Here is an 18,413-nt window from a genome sequence, read left to right on the forward strand (position 1 = left end):
GTTTTCTGTGATTTTTGCTAGCATAAAAAACCACTTAAAAAGTCAAGGAACAAAGATGCAAAAATATAACACAGCTAAAGTCGACCATATAGGGAAAGATGAACGTACTGTAAATTTGTACACTTATAGCTCGGTTAGTGACCTAACGTCAGTAGGTGAGGAAATATATGATTACCTTATTGTTACTTGTAATGATAACTGGCTAGAAAACCCAATACTAAAATATTTATTTGAAAATGGAACTGATGTGGGGGGATTATTGAATAATCCCGCTGGAGATTTTAGGCCAAGCTTACCATGTATTATTACAGAAGACCTCAATGTACCCTGCTGTTATAGTTTCCGTCGACTAGTTGTTCTTTTTACATCTGCGAATTCAAAATCAACACCAGAACTCTTGTGGTCGGCCTATCAAAGTCTAAGTTTGTTTGTTGGGAAAGATAAAAAAAACAAAGCAATCTATTGTATAGATTCTACATTGCCTGTTGAGTATCAATTACATTCGTTAAGAATGGCTTTTTATTCCTCAATGTCTCTTTCTGCCAAAGATAGTTGGGATAATGTTAATATCGCAGGTTGTTATGAAACCATTGATATTTTGAGTGCTAATTTTGAGACGCATGTGAAACATTACGATGACGTATGGACAATGACTCCAGAAACTCAAGATGCATTAGCTCATATGCAAAAAAAAACTTTGGGTATAACTCAGGTATCTTCGACCGGTCTCACCGATAGACAACATAAAGGTATTAATTTCTATACTTCATTCGGTTACGGCCCCATGAATTCTGCATTGAGAAAGGGGGACATATTCACTGAGGAATTCATACGGATTCAGTCTGCTATAGAGGCATGCTCAACAGCACTCCACTTCCTTGGGAATGAAGTTAATGTTACAACTTATCGTAGGATGAATCCATTTGAAGGAGCTGAACAAATATATGCTGTTGGCAATGATGTCCTTGAAGCTGGTTATACAAGCACTTCAAGAAAGGATATTCCTTATTTTGGTTCTTGGGGGCTTATATTTGATGGGCTATTAGGTAAAGATATATCTCCATACGCTATTTTTCCACAAGAGGAAGAAATTCTTTTTGATAAAAGTTTTAATCATCTGGTTTTCTCTGTTGACGATGGAAATGAGGATGATACTATGAGAATTACAAGTAAAGAAAGAATTCTTAATAATTATGAACTTAAGTCATATATGGTGTAACTCATGTCTTTTTTAAAAGATCAAGTCTGTTTGCTAAAAAGCTCAATTCCACAACGGCAGAAGGAAATTGAAAAGTTTCTTATAATATTCTATCATTCCGAGGTGTTAATTAAATTTGACTGGATGGGGGAAATTTCAAAAGGATCTCTGGATTTAAATGAATTTGATAAATGCAATAATGAAATACAATTACGTAAAATACTTACAGCTCATATCAGACTTGATAGGTTTAATGAGGGGCATTTGCTTCATGTGTGTAGAAACGGCGAAATGTACAAAATTATATCAAAGCTTGAATCATTGATTTAAGCTGACACAACACTAGGAATAATTGCGTGTAGCAGGGCTTCGGCTTCTTCAACCTGGCGGAGCAGCTTTTCATAGCGGGTTCCGAACAGTATCCGCCGCAGTTTTTCTATCTGTGCCCGCAGATGCTCTATTTCACGCTCTTCGTTCTCTATTTTCTCTTCGGCGCGGGCCTGCGCCGAACGCAGGAACGACTCAGTCTCTGCAACGAGGCTAAGCTGGCTTTCTTTCTGGCGAAGCGCGTTTTCCAGCGTAGCGAAACGGGCGAGATAGTCCTGACTCATGACCATATTTATAATGTGGTCATGACCTTTTTACAACATCGTCAGTGAGTTAAGGCGTGCAGTTTTAGGTTGCCGCCAGTCCAGCTTATCGAGGAGCATAGCGAGCTGTGAGCGGGTGATGGCGATTTTGCCGTCGCGTACAGCAGGCCAGATGAACTTGCCTTCTTCCAGACGTTTGGTAAACAGGCACAGTCCATCAGCATCAGCCCAGAGGATTTTTACGGTATCTCCCTTGCGGCCACGGAAGATAAACAGATGGCCGGAGATAGGATCCTCATCAAGAGCGTGCTGTACCAGCTCGCCCAGGCCATTGAACGATTTACACATATCGGCGACCCCGGCAACCAGCCAGATACGGGTACCTGATGGAAGGTTAATCATCCTGGAGCTCTCCCGGTCAGCTCACGGAGCAGCACGGCCAGCAACTCTGGTGACGGGTTCTCAAGCGCCATTTTGCCGTGACGGAACTCAACACAACAGGAGACGGCATTCAGCGCTGAGAACTGACCCGGAGCCGTGTTCGTCTCACCTGTTGGCGCTGGGTCAGGTATCACCTCGACAGGCAGCATCATTGGAGATGGTGAAGATTCGACTGTTGCCGGAAGGCGACGTGATATGCGGCCTTCATCCTGCCAGAGCCTCAGCCATTTAAAGATGACGTTATCGTTAATGCCGTTTTCGCGGGCAATCTGAGCAACGCAGGCACCGGGGCGGGAAGCCAGTTCGACCATACGTAGCTTGAAGTCATTCGAATAATTTTTACGAGGTTCTTTTCGCTAGGATTGGGTTGCCATACTTAGATGTCCGTCTGTAACAGTTGGACGTCTAAGTTACCAGCACTGGCTTAATGGCTACATACGGCGCTGGCTTTACGCTTACAACTGATCCTCCGTCGATGCCCTCAAATAAGCGTTGATTAACATTTTTTCACCATATTATCGCATTTAAGTTATTGCATTTAATCTATCGCAGCTTCCGTGGGCGAAGGCATGATTCTGTCCGAGAGCCGGATGCGTTAGAAGCGCACGTCCGGTTCGATGAGCGGGGTTTGGAAACGGGATTTATAGTCAGGACAATAAGGCGCCGTCAATCGAAAGAGGCGGCAACAGATATGCCTGACCTAACAAAATTACCGCGCCACATCTCGACTCTACCCGTTTCCCAAACAGAGCCCCAATCATACGAAAACACACAACAAGTACATTTTTTGAATAGACTTAGTCGCTGGCCTCCCTTGTCTAGCTGTGTAGTAGCTAAATTGAGATGTCCGTCTCTGGGCTGCGGATGTATTCTTGGACTGATTAACTGTAGTGGCTCGCAATCGAAATCCCTCCGACTCGCAATCAGCGCAGATTTCGGCTCACATTAACTGCAAATGAAAAACGCCACCGGCTCACATTAAGTGATAATGGGCTCGCATTTATCCAGCCCGGCTCGCAATCCATTTCGATGGACTCACATTAACTGCAAATGAAATTTAACTGCCAGCGTCTTTCTCCAATCCCACCCTTATAGCGCCTGTCCAGGCGAAATTATCCTGATTGCTGTATGATTTTCTTTGCAGCCTGAACGACTGTACAACATAAACAGGAGAATATCATGAGCACATCGCTGTTCAGCAAAACCCCGACGGTCACGGTTCTCGATAACCGCGGCCTGAGCGTGCGCGATATCGCATACCACCGCCATCCCGACTCCCCGGACGTGACCAGTGAACGCATCACCCGGCATCAGTACGATGCCCGCGGCTTTCTGACGCAGAGCGCTGACCCGCGCCTGCACGACGCCGGGTTGGCGAACCTCACGTATCTTACGGACCTGGCCGGCAACGTCCTGCGTTCACAGGGCGTGGATAACGGCATCACTGTGGCGCTGAACGATGCCGCAGGCCGGCCCTTTATCGCGGTCAGCAATATCAGCACGGCCGGTGATGGCAGGGAGGACAGAAGTCAGGCGGTAACCCGCACCTGGCAGTATGAGGAAGCAGAACTGCCGGGACGTCCGTTGAGCGTGACCGAACAGCCCCCCGGCGAAGCCGCCCGCATCACTGAGCGCTTCGTTTATGCGGATGACTCTGCTGAGGAGAAGGCGCTGAACCTGGCCGGTGCGTGTGTCAGCCACTACGACACGGCGGGTCTGACACAGACGGACAGCGTGGCACTTACCGGCGTGCCGCTCTCCGTCACCCGCCGCCTGCTGAAGGACGCGGACAATCCTGACGTCATGGCCGACTGGCAGGGAGAGGATGCCTCCGTCTGGAACGACCTGCTGGACGGTGAGGCGTATGCTACCCTGACCACGGCCGATGCCACCGGCGCGGTACTGACTACCACCGATGCAAAAGGTAACCTGCAGCGGGTGGCCTACGACGTGGCTGGCCTGCTGTCGGGCAGCTGGCTGACGCTGAAGGGTGGAAAAGAGCAGACCATCGTCGCCTCCCTGACGTACTCGGCAGCGGGCCAGAAGCTGCGCGAGGAGCACGGCAACGGCGTGGTGACCACGTACACGTATGAAGTTGAGACGCAGCGGCTGACCGGGATTAAAACGGAACGTCCGGCAGGACACGCCTCAGGTGCGAAGGTATTGCAGGACCTGCGCTATGAGTATGACCCGGTGGGCAACGTGCTGAACATCAGCAACGACGCTGAAGAGACCCGCTTCTGGCGCAACCAGAAAGTGGTGCCGGAAAATACGTACGCCTATGACAGTCTGTACCAACTGGTCAGCGCCACCGGCCGCGAGATTGCAGGGGCCGGTCAGCAGGGCAGCAGCTTACCCTCCGCCACCGTTCCCCTCCCCACCGACAGCTCTGCGTTTACAAACTATATCCGTAGCTATACCTATGATGAAGGCGGCAATCTGACGCAAATCCGTCACAGTGCCCCCGCGACAAACAACAGTTACACCACAAACATCACCATAAGCGACCGCAGCAACCGGGGCGTGCTGAGCACGCTGACGGAAAATCCCTCCGACGTGGACGCGCTGTTCACGGCGGGTGGCCAGCAGAGTCAACTGCAGCCGGGACAGAGTCTTGTCTGGACGCCGCGCCGCGAGCTGCTGAAGGTGACGCCGGTGGTGCGTGACGGCGGTACGGATGACCGGGAGAGTTACCGCTACGACGCGGGCAGCCAGCGGCTTCTGAAGGTCAGCGAGCAGAAAACGGGCAACAGCACGCAGACGCAGCGTGCGCTGTACCTGACGGGGCTGGAGCTCCGAACCATGGCCAGCGGTAACACAGAAACGGAAAGCCTACAGGTGATTACCGCGGGCGGGGCGGGCCGGGCGCAGGTGCGGGTGCTGCACTGGGCATCAGGCAAGCCGCCAGAAATCACAGGCGACCAGATAAGATACAGCTACGATAACCTGACGGGCGGCATCGGACTGGAGCTGGACGGGGACGGCAATATCATCAGCATGGAGGAATACTATCCGTATGGTGGCACTGCGGTGTGGACTACCCGCAGCGCAGTGGAGGCGAACTACAAGACAGTTCGGTATTCAGGCAAGGAGCGGGACGCGACGGGGCTGTACTACTACGGGTACCGGTACTACCAGCCGTGGGCGGGCCGGTGGCTCTCCTCAGACCCGGCGGGCACGGTGGACGGGCTGAATTTGTTCAGGATGGTTAGAAATAATCCAGTGGTATGGAAAGACAACGATGGAAGGAGCCCTGTCAATACTATGATTCCGCCGCCTCCACCAATGATGGGAGGAAACCCACCGCCGCCTCCACCAATGATGGGAGGAAACCCACCACCGCCTCCACCAATGATGGGAGGAAACCCACCACCGCCTCCTTTGTTGCCGGGACAGGAAAATGTAGCAAAGAAAAAATGGGTTATTAAGGAAGATCCTGCTTTATATAAACAACAGGGGGGGGAATATCCATACTATTCTTCATTCACAATAGCCTTACAGAAGCTGAATATCAGTCATTATGATTCAATTACTGATGTGGACAACTTTATATCTACGTGGTCCGAAATTGGCAAAAATATGAAGCCAGCAGCAAGAGATATTAGCCACGACAAGTTTACAGAGGTTCAAAAAACTCTGGGGAAAATTGATGCTGAATGGGCTGGGTATCATTCAGCTGATGTGAACGAAACCTTCCGTGGAGACACACCAGTAATATCTAATAGTTATTCTTGGCTTGCTGAATTCATAAAGGAATCAGAAGGGGGAAATACTGTACAGAAGTCAATGAATTTAGAAGTAAAATCTCCCCTTATAATGTCTACAGCAAAGGACCCTAAAATGGGCTATGTGTCAGGTAAAACAATTATGTGGCACTTTGACCTTGAGCCAGGACACGCTGGCGTTTCCGAGGGATTATATGCCTCCGAGGGTGAAGTAACGTTTCCATTATACAACAGGATGAAGATAACATCTCTACAATACCTTCCTGAAGGAAGGTCTTATATGGACAACCCAGAGCGATATGGGACGTCTCACCGATATATAATAAAAGCCAGAATGTTACCCCGATCATAACAGCAGGAGAGTGATATTGAGCTTACCAGGGCGGTTTTTCCGCCCCAGGGAGTTTCGTTTTTAGTAAGATAAAGTCCTCTACTCCAAGGTGGTAGGAGCTGCCGTCCAATTAGAGTATACCCAAAGAAGGCAATCCAGTGAGACAGTTTTCCTGTCTCATTTGGGTTGTTTTTATTCCATCCCGGTGGTACGTTTTGCTCATCCAGAGTTAAACGAGACAGATCTCATCTTTATGGCAATTTACGGCTATGCCCGCGTTTCAACCAGCGATCAGGATCTTACCCTGCAGACACAAATTCTCCGCGCTGCCGGTTGTGAAATCATTCGTGCAGAAAAAGCCAGCGGAAACAGCCGGACCGGAAGGAGCGAGTTGCAGCTATTACTGGAGTTCCTGCGCCCCGGAGATACGTTGATGGTGACCCGCGTGGATCGCCTGGCCCGCAGCATTAAGGACCTGCAGGATATCGTGTATGCCCTGAATCAGCAGGGCGTAACGCTCAGGGCAACGGAACAGCCCGTAGACACGCGCTCGGCAGCGGGTAAAGCCTTCCTCGATATGCTGGGTGTTTTCGCTGAGTTTGAAACCAACCTGCGACGTGAACGCCAGATGGAAGGTATTGCCGCGGCGAAAGCGCGGGGCGTGTACCGGGGAAGGAAACCTTCCATAGATCCTGCTGAGGTATATCGTCTGTATACCACGGAGAAGATGGGGGCTACGGCCATCGCCCGTCAGCTTGGGATCGGGAGAGCGTCAGTGTACCGGGCGCTGGAAAATTATGAGCAGCCGGCGTAGCGCTATTCCGGCTGATTCTCTGTTGCAACTGCGGCAACGGCTCGATCGCCTGCCGCCAAAAAGCCCTGAACGGGCCACCCAGATTGCCGCTGCCGCTCAGTTGTATGGTATTTCAGTCACGACGGTCTATCGCGCCCTTCGTCTGGTTCTCAGACCACGCACAGCTCACCGCCGCGATCATGGCCAGCCACGGATACTCCCCCCGTCTGAACTGGAACATTACTGTGAACTGATTGCCGCGCTAAAACTGCGAACCACGAATAAATCCGGTCGCCATCTGTCAACCGGGCGGGCAATACAGTTGCTGGAAGAGCACGGTGTGGAGACCGCTCAGGGACTGATAAAAAGTCCCAGGGGCTTGCTGCGTAAGCAGACCGTCAATCGCTGGCTTTCCCGCTGGCGTCTCGACCAGCCCCGCCTGCTACGGGAGCCTCCTGCGGTGAGGTTTCAGGCTGAAAACAGCAATGACTGCTGGCAGTTTGATATGTCACCGTCCGACCTCAAACATATCGAGCGGCCTGACTGGGTTGACCCCACCCGTGGCGAACCCACACTGATGCTGTTCAGCGTGGTGGATGACCGGAGCGGGGTTACTTACCAGGAATATCGGTGTGTGTATGGTGAGGATGCGGAGTCAGCGCTGCGTTTTCTCTTTAACGCCATGGCACCAAAGGCCAGGTCTGATTTTCCTTTCCAGGGCCGCCCGAAAATGCTGTACCTCGATAACGGACCAGTGGCCAAAAGCCATGTCTTCCAGAATGTGATGCAGTCCCTGCAGGTTGACTGGCTGACGCATGCACCGGCAGGTAAGGATGGCAACCGGACGACGGCGCGGTCAAAAGGTAAAGTCGAGCGTCCTTTCAGGACCGTCAAAGAGGCGCATGAAACCCTGTACCATTTCCATAAACCGGAGACAGAGCTGGAGGCCAATGAATGGCTCTGGAACTATCTGAGCCGTTACAACGCGCAGCGTCACCGCAGCGAGAAGCACTCGCGTCTGGAGGACTGGTTGTTACATATCCCCGAGGACGGCGTGAGAGATATGTGCGACTGGGAACAATACTGCCGGTTCGCCCGGGAACCTGAGTCCCGCAAAGTGGGTGTTGATGCGCGGGTAACGATAGACGGCACCGCATGGGAAGTTGAACCGGATATGGCGGGGGAAACGGTCATCCTGCTGTGGGGGCTGTTTGATGAAGAGATGTATGTGGAGTTTTCCGGTGAAACGTGGGGACCTTATTATCCGGTGTCTGGTCCTGTCCCGTTACACCGTTACCGGACGTTCAGGCGCGGTAAAGCTGCGGAGCGGGTCGATCGTATCCATGCACTGGCCCGACAACTGAATATCTCTGTCAGCGCCCTGTCCGGCAGCGATCTTCGCGTAATCAATGATGACACTCAGCGTATTGATGAGCTGCCGCATCAACCTTTTGATACCCGAACATTTGAATACCACTTTCCTGGCGTTATTGCGGCAAAACTGGCTATTGCCGACGATCTGGCCACACCACTGGCCAGAATGTCGGATGAAGACCGGGCGTTTATCGACAATATTCTGACTGAGACGCTAAACCGTAGTGAAGTACTCGCCCGCATCAGAGACTATTTTCGTAACAGACAATCAGGAGAAGACCATGCGGGTTGAAGTGATGGAGCATTATGGGCTGGTTCAGTCAATTGAACAGGCTGGCTATTATGAAACTACCCACCATAAGCAGCTGATTAAGGACATCAAGGGCGCGATACGCGAAGGGCGGCTGATTGCCGTCTGTGGCGTAGTGGGCAGCGGTAAAACAGTCACCCTGCGACGCCTGCAGCAGCAACTGATGGATGAAAACAAAATCATTGTCGCCCGTTCCCTGTCGGTGGACAAACAAAGCGTCCGTCTTGCCACGCTGATTAACGCCCTGTTTTACGACCTGGCGCAGGATAAGCAGGTGCAGATCCCTAAACAGGGTGAACGTCGCGAGCGTGAGCTGCAGGAACTGGTCAAAAAAGGTAAGCGCCCGGTTGCACTGTTTGTTGATGAGGCTCATGACCTGAACGGTCATACACTGACGGGGCTCAAACGGTTGATGGAAGTGGTTGAAGACGGTGGCGGTCGGCTGTCTGTCGTTCTGGCCGGACACCCAAAACTGCGTAATGACCTGCGTCGTCCGACGATGGAGGAGATCGGGTATCGTACTGATATTTTTACGCTGGACGGGATCACCGGCAGCCAGCGCGAATACATCCAGTGGTTGCTGAAGACCAGCACCAGCAAGGGTAAGCAGGAAGATATTCTGACGACCGAAGCAGTTGATCTGCTGGCGATGAAACTGCGAACACCGTTGCAGGTCCAGTTACACCTGACGCTGGCGATGGAAGCAGGATACCAGACAGGTGAAAAACCGATTACCGCCACGCTGGTTGAATCCGTGCTGTCACGTCAACTGGATGACCTGGAACCAACGCTCACGCGGCATGGTTACCGCCTGAAGGACATGGTGGAGCAGTTCGATGCAAAACCTGCTGAAATCAGGGCATTATTTAACAATCAGTTAGACCCTGCCCGCACAGCCGAACTGCGTGACAGAATGCTGGCGGTCGGTTTGCCGATATGACGATGTTGATTTGCAGTTATTGTGAGCCCGGCGGACTGGATTGCGAGTCGGGCAGGATAAATGCGAGTCCATTATCATTTAATGTGAGCCGGGGGTGTTTTTGATTTGCAGTTAATGTGAGCCAAAATTTGCGCTGATTGCGAGTCCGACTGTTTTCGATTGCGAGCCGTTACACTTAACGGGTGATTTCGTTCCGTTGAGCGGAACCCATGACCGCAAGGGATGTGCGGAACTGTCAGGCCGTCCGTTTCTTGATTTGCCTACTTTCGGACAGAGCAACGGGATGGTGTACGTAACTGCTCGGTTTCGGACACAGAAACGCCGTAGCCCCTCCGTTAATACTTTGGTTAAAAAGTAGTCTTAGCGTAGGTTATTTTCCCTTTTCCAAGCGGACCCCTATCCGACCAGTATCTGAAAATTCAGGTTGCGAGATTCACTCAGCCCGGAGCCGGAAAAGAAAAACCCCGCGCAATACTGCGCGGTCGTATCGCTTCGCTCCCATGCCCCTTCGTGCATCTCAAAAATGCCTGTACTTTTGCTTTGTTTATCCTTTATGTATGTATGGTTTTGCCGTGCGCTGTATGATGAAAATTCAATAGTTAGAGGTGGTTATGGATATAGAGACTATGGAGAAAACACTCAATTACTCTTTGAAAGTATTGCGTGAACGTGATTATTCCAGGCTCGAAGACGATGCACAGCAGGCAATACTGTCCCTGTTTATCGATGATGGTGCTAAACCATCAAAATTAGGACGCCAGACACTGGCCATGCACGCCGGTATGCTGGGGCAGATGACCAGCACTTCCCGCCTTGAAATCCTGGCAATGGATTTGCTGACGGCCTGTGATAAAGCGGAAGTTATGGACGCACTCTCAGGTATTACTGAAATACTGAGTACGCCTGAATTTGCCGAAATCACGCAGGCTTAATCAAAACTTCTGCCGGTGAGACGTTAAGGCATTCGGGTTATAATATTGAAATCATTAACTCTGCCGGCAATTCGCTCATGAGAGACATATATAAAACAGGGCATCTTGCCTGGTGTGCACTGATTGCCCTTCATACCGCCCGGGAGGACGGCACTGTCAGTTCTGAATCTCAGGAAAACCTCTTCATTACCCGCTGGTTTGCTCAGGCCAAAAAACAGCGCCGGTTTACACGGGACGTTGCGACCGATATTGACTGGATACTGAACCAGGGCAGAACTCTGGGGGTCAGGGCACGATTAAGACACAAACTTGATTACCTCTGGCGCTCCTGTTCCGGAGAGCTTCGTGAGCAGAATGAATCGCCACAGGTTTAACAGACACCTCAGAGTCATTTAAGATGACTTAAAGAGAGGTGCATATGAGCAGTAAGCGTTATCCTGAAGAGTTTAGAATTGAAGCCGTCAAGCAGGTTGTTGATCGTGGGCATTCTGTTTCCAGTGTCGCAACACGTCTCGATATCACTACCCACAGCCTTTATGCCTGGATAAAGAAATACGGGCCGGACTCTTCCACCAACAAAGAGCAGTCAGATGCTCAGGCCGAGATCCGCCGACTCCAGAAGGAGCTGAAGCGGGTTACTGACGAACGGGACATATTAAAAAAAGCCGCGGCGTACTTCGCAAAGCTGTCCGACTGAGGTACGCCTTTATCCGTGACAACTCCTGTTATTGGCCTGTTCGTCTGCTCTGTCGGGTGCTGAATGTTCATCCGAGTGGGTTTTACACCTGGCTTCAGCAGCCGCATTCACCACGGCATCAGGCGGATCTCAGACTGACAGGACAAATCAAACAGTTCTGGCTGGAGTCCGGTTGCGTTTATGGCTATCGCAAGATCCATCTCGACTTGCGAGATAGCGGGCAACAATGTGGGATTAACCGGGTCTGGCGGCTGATGAAGCGTGCCGGAATAAAAGCTCAGGTCGGGTATCGAAGCCCACGAGCGCGTAAAGATGAAGCCAGTATCGTGACACCCAACAGGCTCCAGCGACAGTTCAACCCGGAAGCACCGGATGAACGTTGGGTAACGGACATAACTTACATCCGAACCCACGAAGGCTGGCTGTATCTGGCCGTAGTTGTTGACCTGTTCTCGCGCAAAGTTATCGGCTGGTCAATGCAACCCCGGATGACAAAAGATATTGTTCTGAATGCGCTTTTGATGGCCGTGTGGCGACGTAATCCCCAAAAACAGGTGCTGGTTCATTCTGATCAAGGTAGTCAGTACACAAGCCATGAGTGGCAGTCGTTCCTGAAATCACACGGTCTGGAGGGCAGTATGAGCCGTCGTGGTAACTGTCACGACAACGCAGTTGCAGAAAGCTTTTTCCAGCTACTGAAGCGTGAACGGATAAAGAAAAAGATCTACGCAACACGGGAAGAAGCACGCAGCGATATTTTTGATTACATCGAAATGTTTTATAACAGTAAGCGTCGGCATGGTTCGAGTGCTCAGATGCCTCCGACGGAATATGAAAATCAATATTATCAACGGCTCGGAAGTGTCTAGATTATCCGTGGCGATTCAGAATGACCTTTTTCGTCTGACCTACGCACTCGAACTGGCGACTCAGCATGACTGGGTGTATCAGGTACTCAATGATACACAGTGGAGCGGACGTCGGCAGGCCAAACTTAATCCGGGCGTTAACAGCATATTCGTACTCAAAAGCGCTCTCGAATCCGGCTTCTGCAATGATGGAAATCAGTTACGCCCTGTACCTGCAAGAATTGGTGGGCAAACAGAAGGGCTGAACGCATTGCTCAGAAGCTGTGGCTGGGAGGCTGTCAGTAACGATAAAGAATGGCACCTTATTGTCAGAAACTTCGGCTGAATTATCGGCATAACCGGAACAGGGATCTGACTCAGATTCGATGCACGTACAGATGTAACTGGCAAACCGGGCATACCTGTTTCTCATTTTCAAATCCAGACCACCGGGTTTTGCAAATCAGACATTCGTAATGCTGGTTTCCGCCACGTTCAAAGCGAACCTATGTTTTAGGTAGACCCGAACTGGACAGCCAAAATGGGTGTAAGGGCAAGTCTCATTTCACTTAGCGTGAGTCCAGAAATTTTGATTGCGAGCCGCTACACCTGATTATTAACTCACGGATGACTTCCATCGAAAGTTAACAAAACGTAGAAGTTTCTACTATAGTGTCATGTGTTTTTTGTCATTCTCCATTCCCGCCCTATATTTAAGGTTAATATCTATTCAGAGGTACTAAAGCTCATGGTGAGAGAAAATGTCAGGCGAAATTCAGTTGCTATCATCGGAATGAGCTGCCAGTTTCCTGGAGCAAGAGATGCTTCCTCATTTTGGGAGCTAATAAAAGCCAATAAACCGGTCATTGGGTTGCCCCCCGAAAACAGGACAGACCTACATAGCCATGCTCGAGCCTTTAATATTCAGGTAAAAGGCGGCTACATTGAAAATTACGAAGACTTCGATGCTGGTCGTTTTCATATCCCAGAGCACGATGCCACAATGATGGATCCTCAACAAAAATTAGTGCTCACAAATGTATGCAACGCTATTGAGGATGCTGGCCTAAATATCAATGATTTAAAAGGTGACAGGACAGGTGTATTTGTCGGAGCAATGGCCAATGACCTGGTGGGGCGGCCCCTAGAAACACCAGACAGTAGATGTATCTTAAAATAAGAGATAGGCTTAAACATATGTCTAATACTGGTTCTAATTTTGAGATGACAGGAATACTGTTGGGGCAGGAGCTCCGCAAGCGTAAGACTCCGCAGGAAAAAATTGCCATTATCCGGCAGACCATGGAGCCGGGGATGACCGTCTCCCATGTTGCTCGTTTGCATGGCATTCAGCCCAGCCTGCTATTTAAGTGGAAAAAACAGTATCTGGAAGGCAGCCTGACCGCCGTTGCTGCCGGAGAAGATGTCGTTCCGGCATCAGAGCTGTCCGCCGCAAACAAGCAGATCCGTGAGCTTCAGCGCCTTCTGGGTAAGAAGACGATGGAAGTAGAGATCCTGAAAGAAGCCGTGGAGTACGGCCAGACCCGAAAATGGATAGCGCATGCGCCCTTGTTGCCAAAGGACAAGGAATAGCCCAGGTCAGCAGCATTATGGGCGTGTCGCGTGCGCAGTTATCAATGCGGGTTCACCGTTCTGCCGACTGGCAGGACGGGCGCACTCTCCGGCGAGACGAGGAAGCAGACGCTGAGGTCCTGTCGCGCATCCTCGGTATCATCAGCGATATGCCCAGTTATGGTTATCGCCGGGTATGGGGGATCATGCGAAAACAGCTTCGCGATGAAGGTCTGCCACCGGTGAATGCCAAACGGGTTTACCGCGTGATGAGTGAGCATAATCTGTTGTTGCCGCATGACAAACCACAGCGGCCGCAGCGCGAGCATAACGGTAAAATCGCGGTAGCGGAGAGCAACCAGCGCTGGTGCTCAGACGGCTTCGAGTTCGGATGCGACGACGGCGAAAAACTGCGCGTGACGTTCGCACTGGACTGCTGCGACAGAGAGGCCATAGACTGGGCTGCAAGCACCGGCGGCTATGACAGCATGACTGTGCAGGACGTGATGCTGGGAGCCGTGGAGAAGCGCTTCGGAGCGATGCTCCCGGAAAAGCCGGTGCAGTGGCTGACAGACAACGGTTCGGCGTATACGGCGCATGACACGCGCAAGTTCGCCACAGAGTTGAATCTGGAAGCTTGCACGACTGCAGTAAGCAGCCCACAGAGTAACGGCATGGCCGAGCGGTTCGTGAAGACGATGAAGGAAGACTACATCGCGTTCATGCCGAAACCGAATGTACGAACGGCGCTGCAGAACCTTGCTGAGGCGTTCAATCATTACAATGAAAACCATCCGCACAGCGCACTGGGATATCACTCCCCGAGAGAATACCGGCGCCTGCGGGCATCGTTAACTTAAGATACAAAAGCTGTCTGGAGATGGCGGGTCAAGATCAGTTGGAGAAATCGAGTATCCAGCCGGCATCGCTCTCAAACACGAGATTAAACAGTCTCAGATCCTGCATTTTCAGTTTCACGCCAGCCTCCTGTTTTTACAGAGTATAACGGGATGTCAATGCAGGTGGTACTAAGTCAATACCGTGCATCAATGTCGCATGTTCCGACTTTTCCTTTTTTCGGATCTCCGGAATTTAACAAACACAAGCCTGCTTAATGCAGTGAATTAGGAAGAAATACATAAGATGACTGGAAAAAAGTTTTTAAGGTATCCAAAGTGATTTTATGAAGAAAACCTGCATAACAGTGAGATATTCAATCGATTTTTCCTGCTGTTTTGCCTTTTTTTCTGATTTAATTCCAGTCTCTGCCGGCTTGTCTTCCGTTTCCGTTGTAACCCGGAGCATGTCGAAATCGGCGAGAGAAACAGTCATGATTTTCAGGTCCTCCTGTCGGTACTTTGACCAGGTGAGGAGTACAGAACTTTTTCCGGCGCCGTAAGGGCCGGTTACAGCAATATTTTTAATATCAGGCTCATGACATGCAAAGTTTAACGCCCTTACATAATGCTGCGCATCCTTCTCATTCATTAACGACGGTGTTAGTGAGTCGTAATCATATGTAACTTCATTTTCTTCTTGTTTTTCAGCTTTCACCAGAGCAAGGAGCCCCGCCAGCCGTGGCGTCTTCATCATTTTGGTCACCAGAGATCTCTAAGTTTGTATCAGTATATCTGTTGAATGCTTGCGATTTAACCGGCGGTTAGAGGGCTTTATTACTGGATTTCGAGTCTGAACACATTGCATCAGCAATTTCCGGTTCTCAGGGTTTTCGGATTTTTATGGAGGATGAAAGAGACTGATGCGCATAAAACAGTAATTTGTCACCTTTATTGCTAAAAAAACATTAATGACTGTAATGCAACAAAAACACTTATTGTTGCCGTTGAAGCAATTTTACTTCGAAACAATTCACGAAGGTCATCACTTCCTGTCATGTCAGGTTTAGCACGCAGGAGTGGTTCAGAGAAATCTGATCGGGATGGCACTAGAAACCGTCTGGCCGATTACTGTCTCTCTACTTCAACTGACTTCTTCAGACTGGCGAGGTCTGTGGATGACCGGATGCGGGCACCTTTCCTGTCAGGCCGGTATGATTTTTGCAGTATTTTCAGGGGGCTGCATAATCTCCCACTGGTTACATACGGACTGCCGGCCGAAGAACGATCGGGCGTTCTGGCTGACTTTTCGCCTCAGAATGAAAATGCCTGCAGAATGAATTTAAATGATGACGCAAATCAGCTTCTGTAATACGTGGCTGACCGGATAAGAAATATTATTTTCTTACTTTGTGTTTTGCGATTAATGTATGCGTCCGGCACGTTACAGTCTCTTTAACCTGTTACTTAAGGTAATGTAAGATATATCGGGTCATAATATTATGCAGTTACTCAAAAAACAATTTAAAACTGGAGGGTATTGTCTGTATTTAAGCATGATGTGTATCATGTCATCGCTCCACTCTCACGCCTGCTGTCATGGGGCGGGGCGGGAAAGAAGTCGTTCTGGTGACGAACGCGGGAAGATGCAATCCCCTTTCATAGATCTGTGTTTTCAGGGACTTATCCGGATCATGAGAGGATGGTTTTTATTAATTAAGTCTTATCATAATAGTATTATCTCTTTGAGTCAGATATTGGCGCATTAATGAATTTCAGAGCTTAGTGTCGCAATGACAAAAAAAACATGATTAATTCTCATATTGTGCCAGAGATTAAAAAAGTAATGGTAAATGTTTATCCATATCAGTAGGCTTATTCACGGCATACGGAGCAATTCTGGAGTTAACATGTAGCGATGGTTTTATGAAGTGTTCCGATACATAAGCGTAAAGCGCATACTGTTGTCTGATATATATCATCAGGACAGGATGATGGTATGTGTTTTACAGTTATTTTTAATACCCTCAAAAAGGGCTGCCGGCATCAGATTTTCCGGTAAAGGAAAAAGCCACAGATGAAAAGCGTTCGTGTTTGTTAGGTAAAGTGGAACATGCCTGGAAAACATTAAAAAGGGCGAACGCTTTTCAGTTGTGACTAAAGGTGGGATTATTTAAGAGGTTTGCCGTTCTCCCGGACGGCTTTTTTTTTTGGTTCGTACTCTTCCCTTTCCGTGTATCACCGTGTGCGCTTTTCCCGGACGGGAGCCCCTGACAATTCTGTACCCGGTCTACTGAATCCCGCCCTGTAAGGAGTTTTTACTTGACTGAAACCGGCATCATACTGCCGATGCTCTATTATTTTGGCAAGATACTCCACTGAGGGATAGCCGTGCTTCTGGTACACCTTTTCCGCATAAACTGACCCTGATTGAGTGATTACACAGTAACCCGTTTCATCAACCTGAAGGTTGCCTGCAGATACCGTGGAATATCCGGAAAAAGCATATTATCTACCCGCACTCTGGAGCGTGCTCCGTGATACAGGTGATCTGCCCGCTACAAGATATCGTACCACCTCATGTCGTGACTAAATCACATAAAATCAGCGCGATATGCACTATCCTCAGGGGGGGAATTTACCCGCACGGAGATTGCAATGGCAGCATATATACACAGAACACGACAGTACCTGCAAATGGTTGAGGGGATCAACATGCAGTGGACACAACGAGGCAGCCCGGGGGAAAAGGTGCCGGTATCAGGCATTCATCGCTGTACTATTTACGGCAAGGAAATTCCCGGTAATATTGATATGCTCCCTTCTTTCCCCGGAATCATCATCAGTACTTTTCTGACAGTGTCATTAACTGGCAACTTATTGTCAGAACGGACATTCAGGATAGCAATTTTGATATCAGATAAGGAGATCAGTATGTCAGGTAAAGTTACGCTTCCCCACACATGCCCGAAATGTCGTTTAACAACCGCTCATACCTCAACAGAGCTGCTGTTATTTTTTGGTTTCAGAACGATACCTTCAGGGTCGACCAATCAGAGCTGGTGTCGAAAGTGCCGCGCAAACGGTTAACACAAACCGCCTCAAGGCGGTTATTTGCGGATGCAACGAGGCAGAGAGTGAACAGACCATCAGTCAACAAAACGCCAGACACTGATCGGGACTTCATCGTAATACCTGTTCATGATTAACTCGGCCAGCCGATGATCGGCAGCTCCCCAGAAGACAGCCAGTTCAGCATCACTGAGCTCATATTTCTTCTTATCGATGATTTTCTCGAGTGATTCACGATTATTGAGTCGTCGTAATTTGATAAGCCAGTCCGTTTTTGTCATGCGGGATCCTGTTGCGATCGTGCTCAGAATGCGTTGTGTATCACCGGCTCAAATACGAACCGGCTGTCGAGGCAGAGCAGATAGGGGAAAGCTTCAATCTGGTCCCGGAATATAAATGCCTGTTCTGCATCCACAACAAAACGTATCCCGTCAGGAGAGGGGGGGCCCGCAAACGCCACATAGCGGAAATATTCTGTGCTGATGATCCGGTAGCCTTTTACCTTTTTTAGTCTGTCCCGACAGAATATTAGCCTGAGGATGAAGGTCAATTCTGAACGGATGCTGTTCCAGTTAATCTTTCTCATACCCACCTTTTTCTGGACGGAGATGGCCGTCGATTGTGGGTGATTATACGCCTGCTTTACACCTTCGTTGAGCCTGCCTGGCGGGTACGACAGATAATACATATTCTCCGTAATGCCCGATAAAAACTGTCGTGTGAAGGGGCAGTAATGACGTGATTTTCGCATTAC

The 18,413-nt window shown here is 49.6% G+C and carries 17 protein-coding genes and 2 pseudogenes; 13 read left to right on the top strand and 6 right to left on the bottom strand.

What is annotated here, in order from left to right:
* Positions 1-55 precede the first annotated feature (55 nt).
* Positions 56-1,219 (top strand): ADP-ribosyltransferase, encoded by a 1,164-nt coding sequence (locus ACOQH0_RS23320; RefSeq protein ID WP_421512444.1) that lies wholly within the window; start codon positions 56-58, stop codon positions 1,217-1,219.
* 3 nt (positions 1,220-1,222) lie between these two features.
* The gene (locus ACOQH0_RS23325) at positions 1,223-1,528 is read left to right on the top strand and encodes a DUF6508 domain-containing protein (RefSeq protein WP_421512445.1); all 306 of its coding nucleotides are present in this window, start codon (positions 1,223-1,225) and stop codon (positions 1,526-1,528) included.
* 29 nt (positions 1,529-1,557) lie between these two features.
* Here the strand turns inward: ACOQH0_RS23325 and ACOQH0_RS23330 are convergent.
* From ACOQH0_RS23330 to ACOQH0_RS23340, 3 genes and pseudogenes are all read right to left on the bottom strand, one after another.
* Positions 1,558-1,809 (bottom strand): annotated as a pseudogene (locus ACOQH0_RS23330) (IS66 family transposase); the annotation flags it as partial.
* A gap of 30 nt (positions 1,810-1,839) precedes the next feature.
* Positions 1,840-2,190 (bottom strand): IS66 family insertion sequence element accessory protein TnpB, encoded by a 351-nt coding sequence (gene tnpB / locus ACOQH0_RS23335; protein WP_421512446.1) that lies wholly within the window; start codon positions 2,188-2,190, stop codon positions 1,840-1,842.
* Positions 2,187-2,540, bottom strand: coding sequence for a transposase (locus tag ACOQH0_RS23340; RefSeq protein WP_421512447.1), 354 nt, complete (start codon positions 2,538-2,540; stop codon positions 2,187-2,189). Before ACOQH0_RS23340 ends, tnpB begins: the two co-directional genes overlap by 4 nt.
* A gap of 868 nt (positions 2,541-3,408) precedes the next feature.
* Here ACOQH0_RS23340 and ACOQH0_RS23345 point away from each other — a divergent pair.
* The 10 genes and pseudogenes from ACOQH0_RS23345 to ACOQH0_RS23390 all read left to right on the top strand — a co-directional run bounded on the left by ACOQH0_RS23345 (position 3,409) and on the right by ACOQH0_RS23390 (position 14,611).
* A complete protein-coding gene (locus ACOQH0_RS23345) occupies positions 3,409-6,306 on the top strand; it encodes an RHS repeat-associated core domain-containing protein (RefSeq protein WP_421512448.1) in 2,898 nt (965 codons plus the stop codon).
* Positions 6,307-6,538: 232 nt separating this feature from the next.
* A complete protein-coding gene (locus ACOQH0_RS23350) occupies positions 6,539-7,099 on the top strand; it encodes a recombinase family protein (protein WP_421512449.1) in 561 nt (186 codons plus the stop codon).
* Positions 7,083-8,744 carry an IS481 family transposase gene (locus tag ACOQH0_RS23355; protein ID WP_421512450.1) on the top strand — a complete coding sequence of 554 codons (1,662 nt, stop codon included), beginning with the start codon at positions 7,083-7,085 and terminating at the stop codon, positions 8,742-8,744. Before ACOQH0_RS23350 ends, ACOQH0_RS23355 begins: the two co-directional genes overlap by 17 nt.
* Complete coding sequence (locus ACOQH0_RS23360) at positions 8,677-9,702, top strand: ExeA family protein (protein ID WP_421512451.1); 1,026 nt, start codon at positions 8,677-8,679, stop codon at positions 9,700-9,702. Before ACOQH0_RS23355 ends, ACOQH0_RS23360 begins: the two co-directional genes overlap by 68 nt.
* 626 nt (positions 9,703-10,328) lie before the next feature.
* Positions 10,329-10,634: a hypothetical protein gene (locus ACOQH0_RS23365; protein WP_421512452.1), complete on the top strand. Its 306-nt coding sequence runs from the start codon at positions 10,329-10,331 to the stop codon at positions 10,632-10,634.
* Between the two features lie 77 nt (positions 10,635-10,711).
* Positions 10,712-10,993 (top strand): annotated as a pseudogene (locus ACOQH0_RS23370) (DUF2913 family protein); the annotation flags it as partial.
* 59 nt (positions 10,994-11,052) lie between these two features.
* A protein-coding gene (locus ACOQH0_RS23375) for an IS3 family transposase (RefSeq protein WP_421512422.1) occupies positions 11,053-12,200 on the top strand; the annotation gives its coding sequence in 2 pieces (ribosomal slippage) (positions 11,053-11,290 and positions 11,290-12,200; 1,149 coding nt in all).
* Positions 12,163-12,525 (top strand): hypothetical protein, encoded by a 363-nt coding sequence (locus tag ACOQH0_RS23380; RefSeq protein WP_421512453.1) that lies wholly within the window; start codon positions 12,163-12,165, stop codon positions 12,523-12,525. Before ACOQH0_RS23375 ends, ACOQH0_RS23380 begins: the two co-directional genes overlap by 38 nt.
* Positions 12,526-12,927: 402 nt before the next feature.
* The gene (locus tag ACOQH0_RS23385) at positions 12,928-13,359 is read left to right on the top strand and encodes a beta-ketoacyl synthase N-terminal-like domain-containing protein (RefSeq protein ID WP_421512454.1); all 432 of its coding nucleotides are present in this window, start codon (positions 12,928-12,930) and stop codon (positions 13,357-13,359) included.
* 44 nt (positions 13,360-13,403) lie between these two features.
* A protein-coding gene (locus ACOQH0_RS23390) for an IS3 family transposase (RefSeq protein ID WP_421512485.1) occupies positions 13,404-14,611 on the top strand; the annotation gives its coding sequence in 2 pieces (ribosomal slippage) (positions 13,404-13,725 and positions 13,725-14,611; 1,209 coding nt in all).
* 301 nt (positions 14,612-14,912) lie between these two features.
* Here the strand turns inward: ACOQH0_RS23390 and ACOQH0_RS23395 are convergent.
* Positions 14,913-15,344: a hypothetical protein gene (locus tag ACOQH0_RS23395; protein WP_421512455.1), complete on the bottom strand. Its 432-nt coding sequence runs from the start codon at positions 15,342-15,344 to the stop codon at positions 14,913-14,915.
* Between the two features lie 1,958 nt (positions 15,345-17,302).
* On the opposite strand from ACOQH0_RS23395, the gene ACOQH0_RS23400 reads away from it, so the two are divergent.
* Positions 17,303-17,677 carry a hypothetical protein gene (locus ACOQH0_RS23400; protein ID WP_421512456.1) on the top strand — a complete coding sequence of 125 codons (375 nt, stop codon included), beginning with the start codon at positions 17,303-17,305 and terminating at the stop codon, positions 17,675-17,677.
* A gap of 59 nt (positions 17,678-17,736) precedes the next feature.
* On the opposite strand, the gene hha is transcribed toward ACOQH0_RS23400, so the two are convergent.
* Together hha and ACOQH0_RS23410 are read right to left on the bottom strand one after the other, a co-directional pair.
* A complete protein-coding gene (hha, locus tag ACOQH0_RS23405) occupies positions 17,737-17,940 on the bottom strand; it encodes a hemolysin expression modulator Hha (protein ID WP_421512457.1) in 204 nt (67 codons plus the stop codon).
* 23 nt (positions 17,941-17,963) lie between these two features.
* On the bottom strand, positions 17,964-18,347 hold the full coding sequence (locus tag ACOQH0_RS23410; RefSeq protein WP_421512458.1) for a hypothetical protein: 384 nt from the start codon (positions 18,345-18,347) through the stop codon (positions 17,964-17,966).
* Positions 18,348-18,413: the final 66 nt, after the last annotated feature.

Origin of the sequence: Enterobacter sp. JS8-1 (assembly GCF_049187015.1) — a bacterium.
Taxonomy (GTDB): Bacteria; Pseudomonadota; Gammaproteobacteria; order Enterobacterales; family Enterobacteriaceae; genus Enterobacter; species Enterobacter mori.

Excerpts from the sequence above, each read along its gene's own strand:
- ACOQH0_RS23345 (WP_421512448.1), top strand. The coding sequence starts at position 3,409 with ATGAGCACATCGCTGTTCAGCAAAACCCCGACGGTCACGGTTCTCGAT.
- ACOQH0_RS23410 (WP_421512458.1), bottom strand. The coding sequence starts at position 18,347 with ATGTATTATCTGTCGTACCCGCCAGGCAGGCTCAACGAAGGTGTAAAG.
- tnpB (WP_421512446.1), bottom strand. The coding sequence starts at position 2,190 with ATGATTAACCTTCCATCAGGTACCCGTATCTGGCTGGTTGCCGGGGTC.
- ACOQH0_RS23380 (WP_421512453.1), top strand. The coding sequence starts at position 12,163 with ATGAAAATCAATATTATCAACGGCTCGGAAGTGTCTAGATTATCCGTG.
- ACOQH0_RS23325 (WP_421512445.1), top strand. The coding sequence starts at position 1,223 with ATGTCTTTTTTAAAAGATCAAGTCTGTTTGCTAAAAAGCTCAATTCCA.
- ACOQH0_RS23320 (WP_421512444.1), top strand. The coding sequence starts at position 56 with ATGCAAAAATATAACACAGCTAAAGTCGACCATATAGGGAAAGATGAA.
- ACOQH0_RS23395 (WP_421512455.1), bottom strand. The coding sequence starts at position 15,344 with ATGATGAAGACGCCACGGCTGGCGGGGCTCCTTGCTCTGGTGAAAGCT.
- hha (WP_421512457.1), bottom strand. The coding sequence starts at position 17,940 with ATGACAAAAACGGACTGGCTTATCAAATTACGACGACTCAATAATCGT.
- ACOQH0_RS23400 (WP_421512456.1), top strand. The coding sequence starts at position 17,303 with ATGCAGTGGACACAACGAGGCAGCCCGGGGGAAAAGGTGCCGGTATCA.
- ACOQH0_RS23365 (WP_421512452.1), top strand. The coding sequence starts at position 10,329 with ATGGAGAAAACACTCAATTACTCTTTGAAAGTATTGCGTGAACGTGAT.
- ACOQH0_RS23350 (WP_421512449.1), top strand. The coding sequence starts at position 6,539 with ATGGCAATTTACGGCTATGCCCGCGTTTCAACCAGCGATCAGGATCTT.
- ACOQH0_RS23355 (WP_421512450.1), top strand. The coding sequence starts at position 7,083 with ATGAGCAGCCGGCGTAGCGCTATTCCGGCTGATTCTCTGTTGCAACTG.
- ACOQH0_RS23340 (WP_421512447.1), bottom strand. The coding sequence starts at position 2,540 with ATGGTCGAACTGGCTTCCCGCCCCGGTGCCTGCGTTGCTCAGATTGCC.
- ACOQH0_RS23385 (WP_421512454.1), top strand. The coding sequence starts at position 12,928 with ATGGTGAGAGAAAATGTCAGGCGAAATTCAGTTGCTATCATCGGAATG.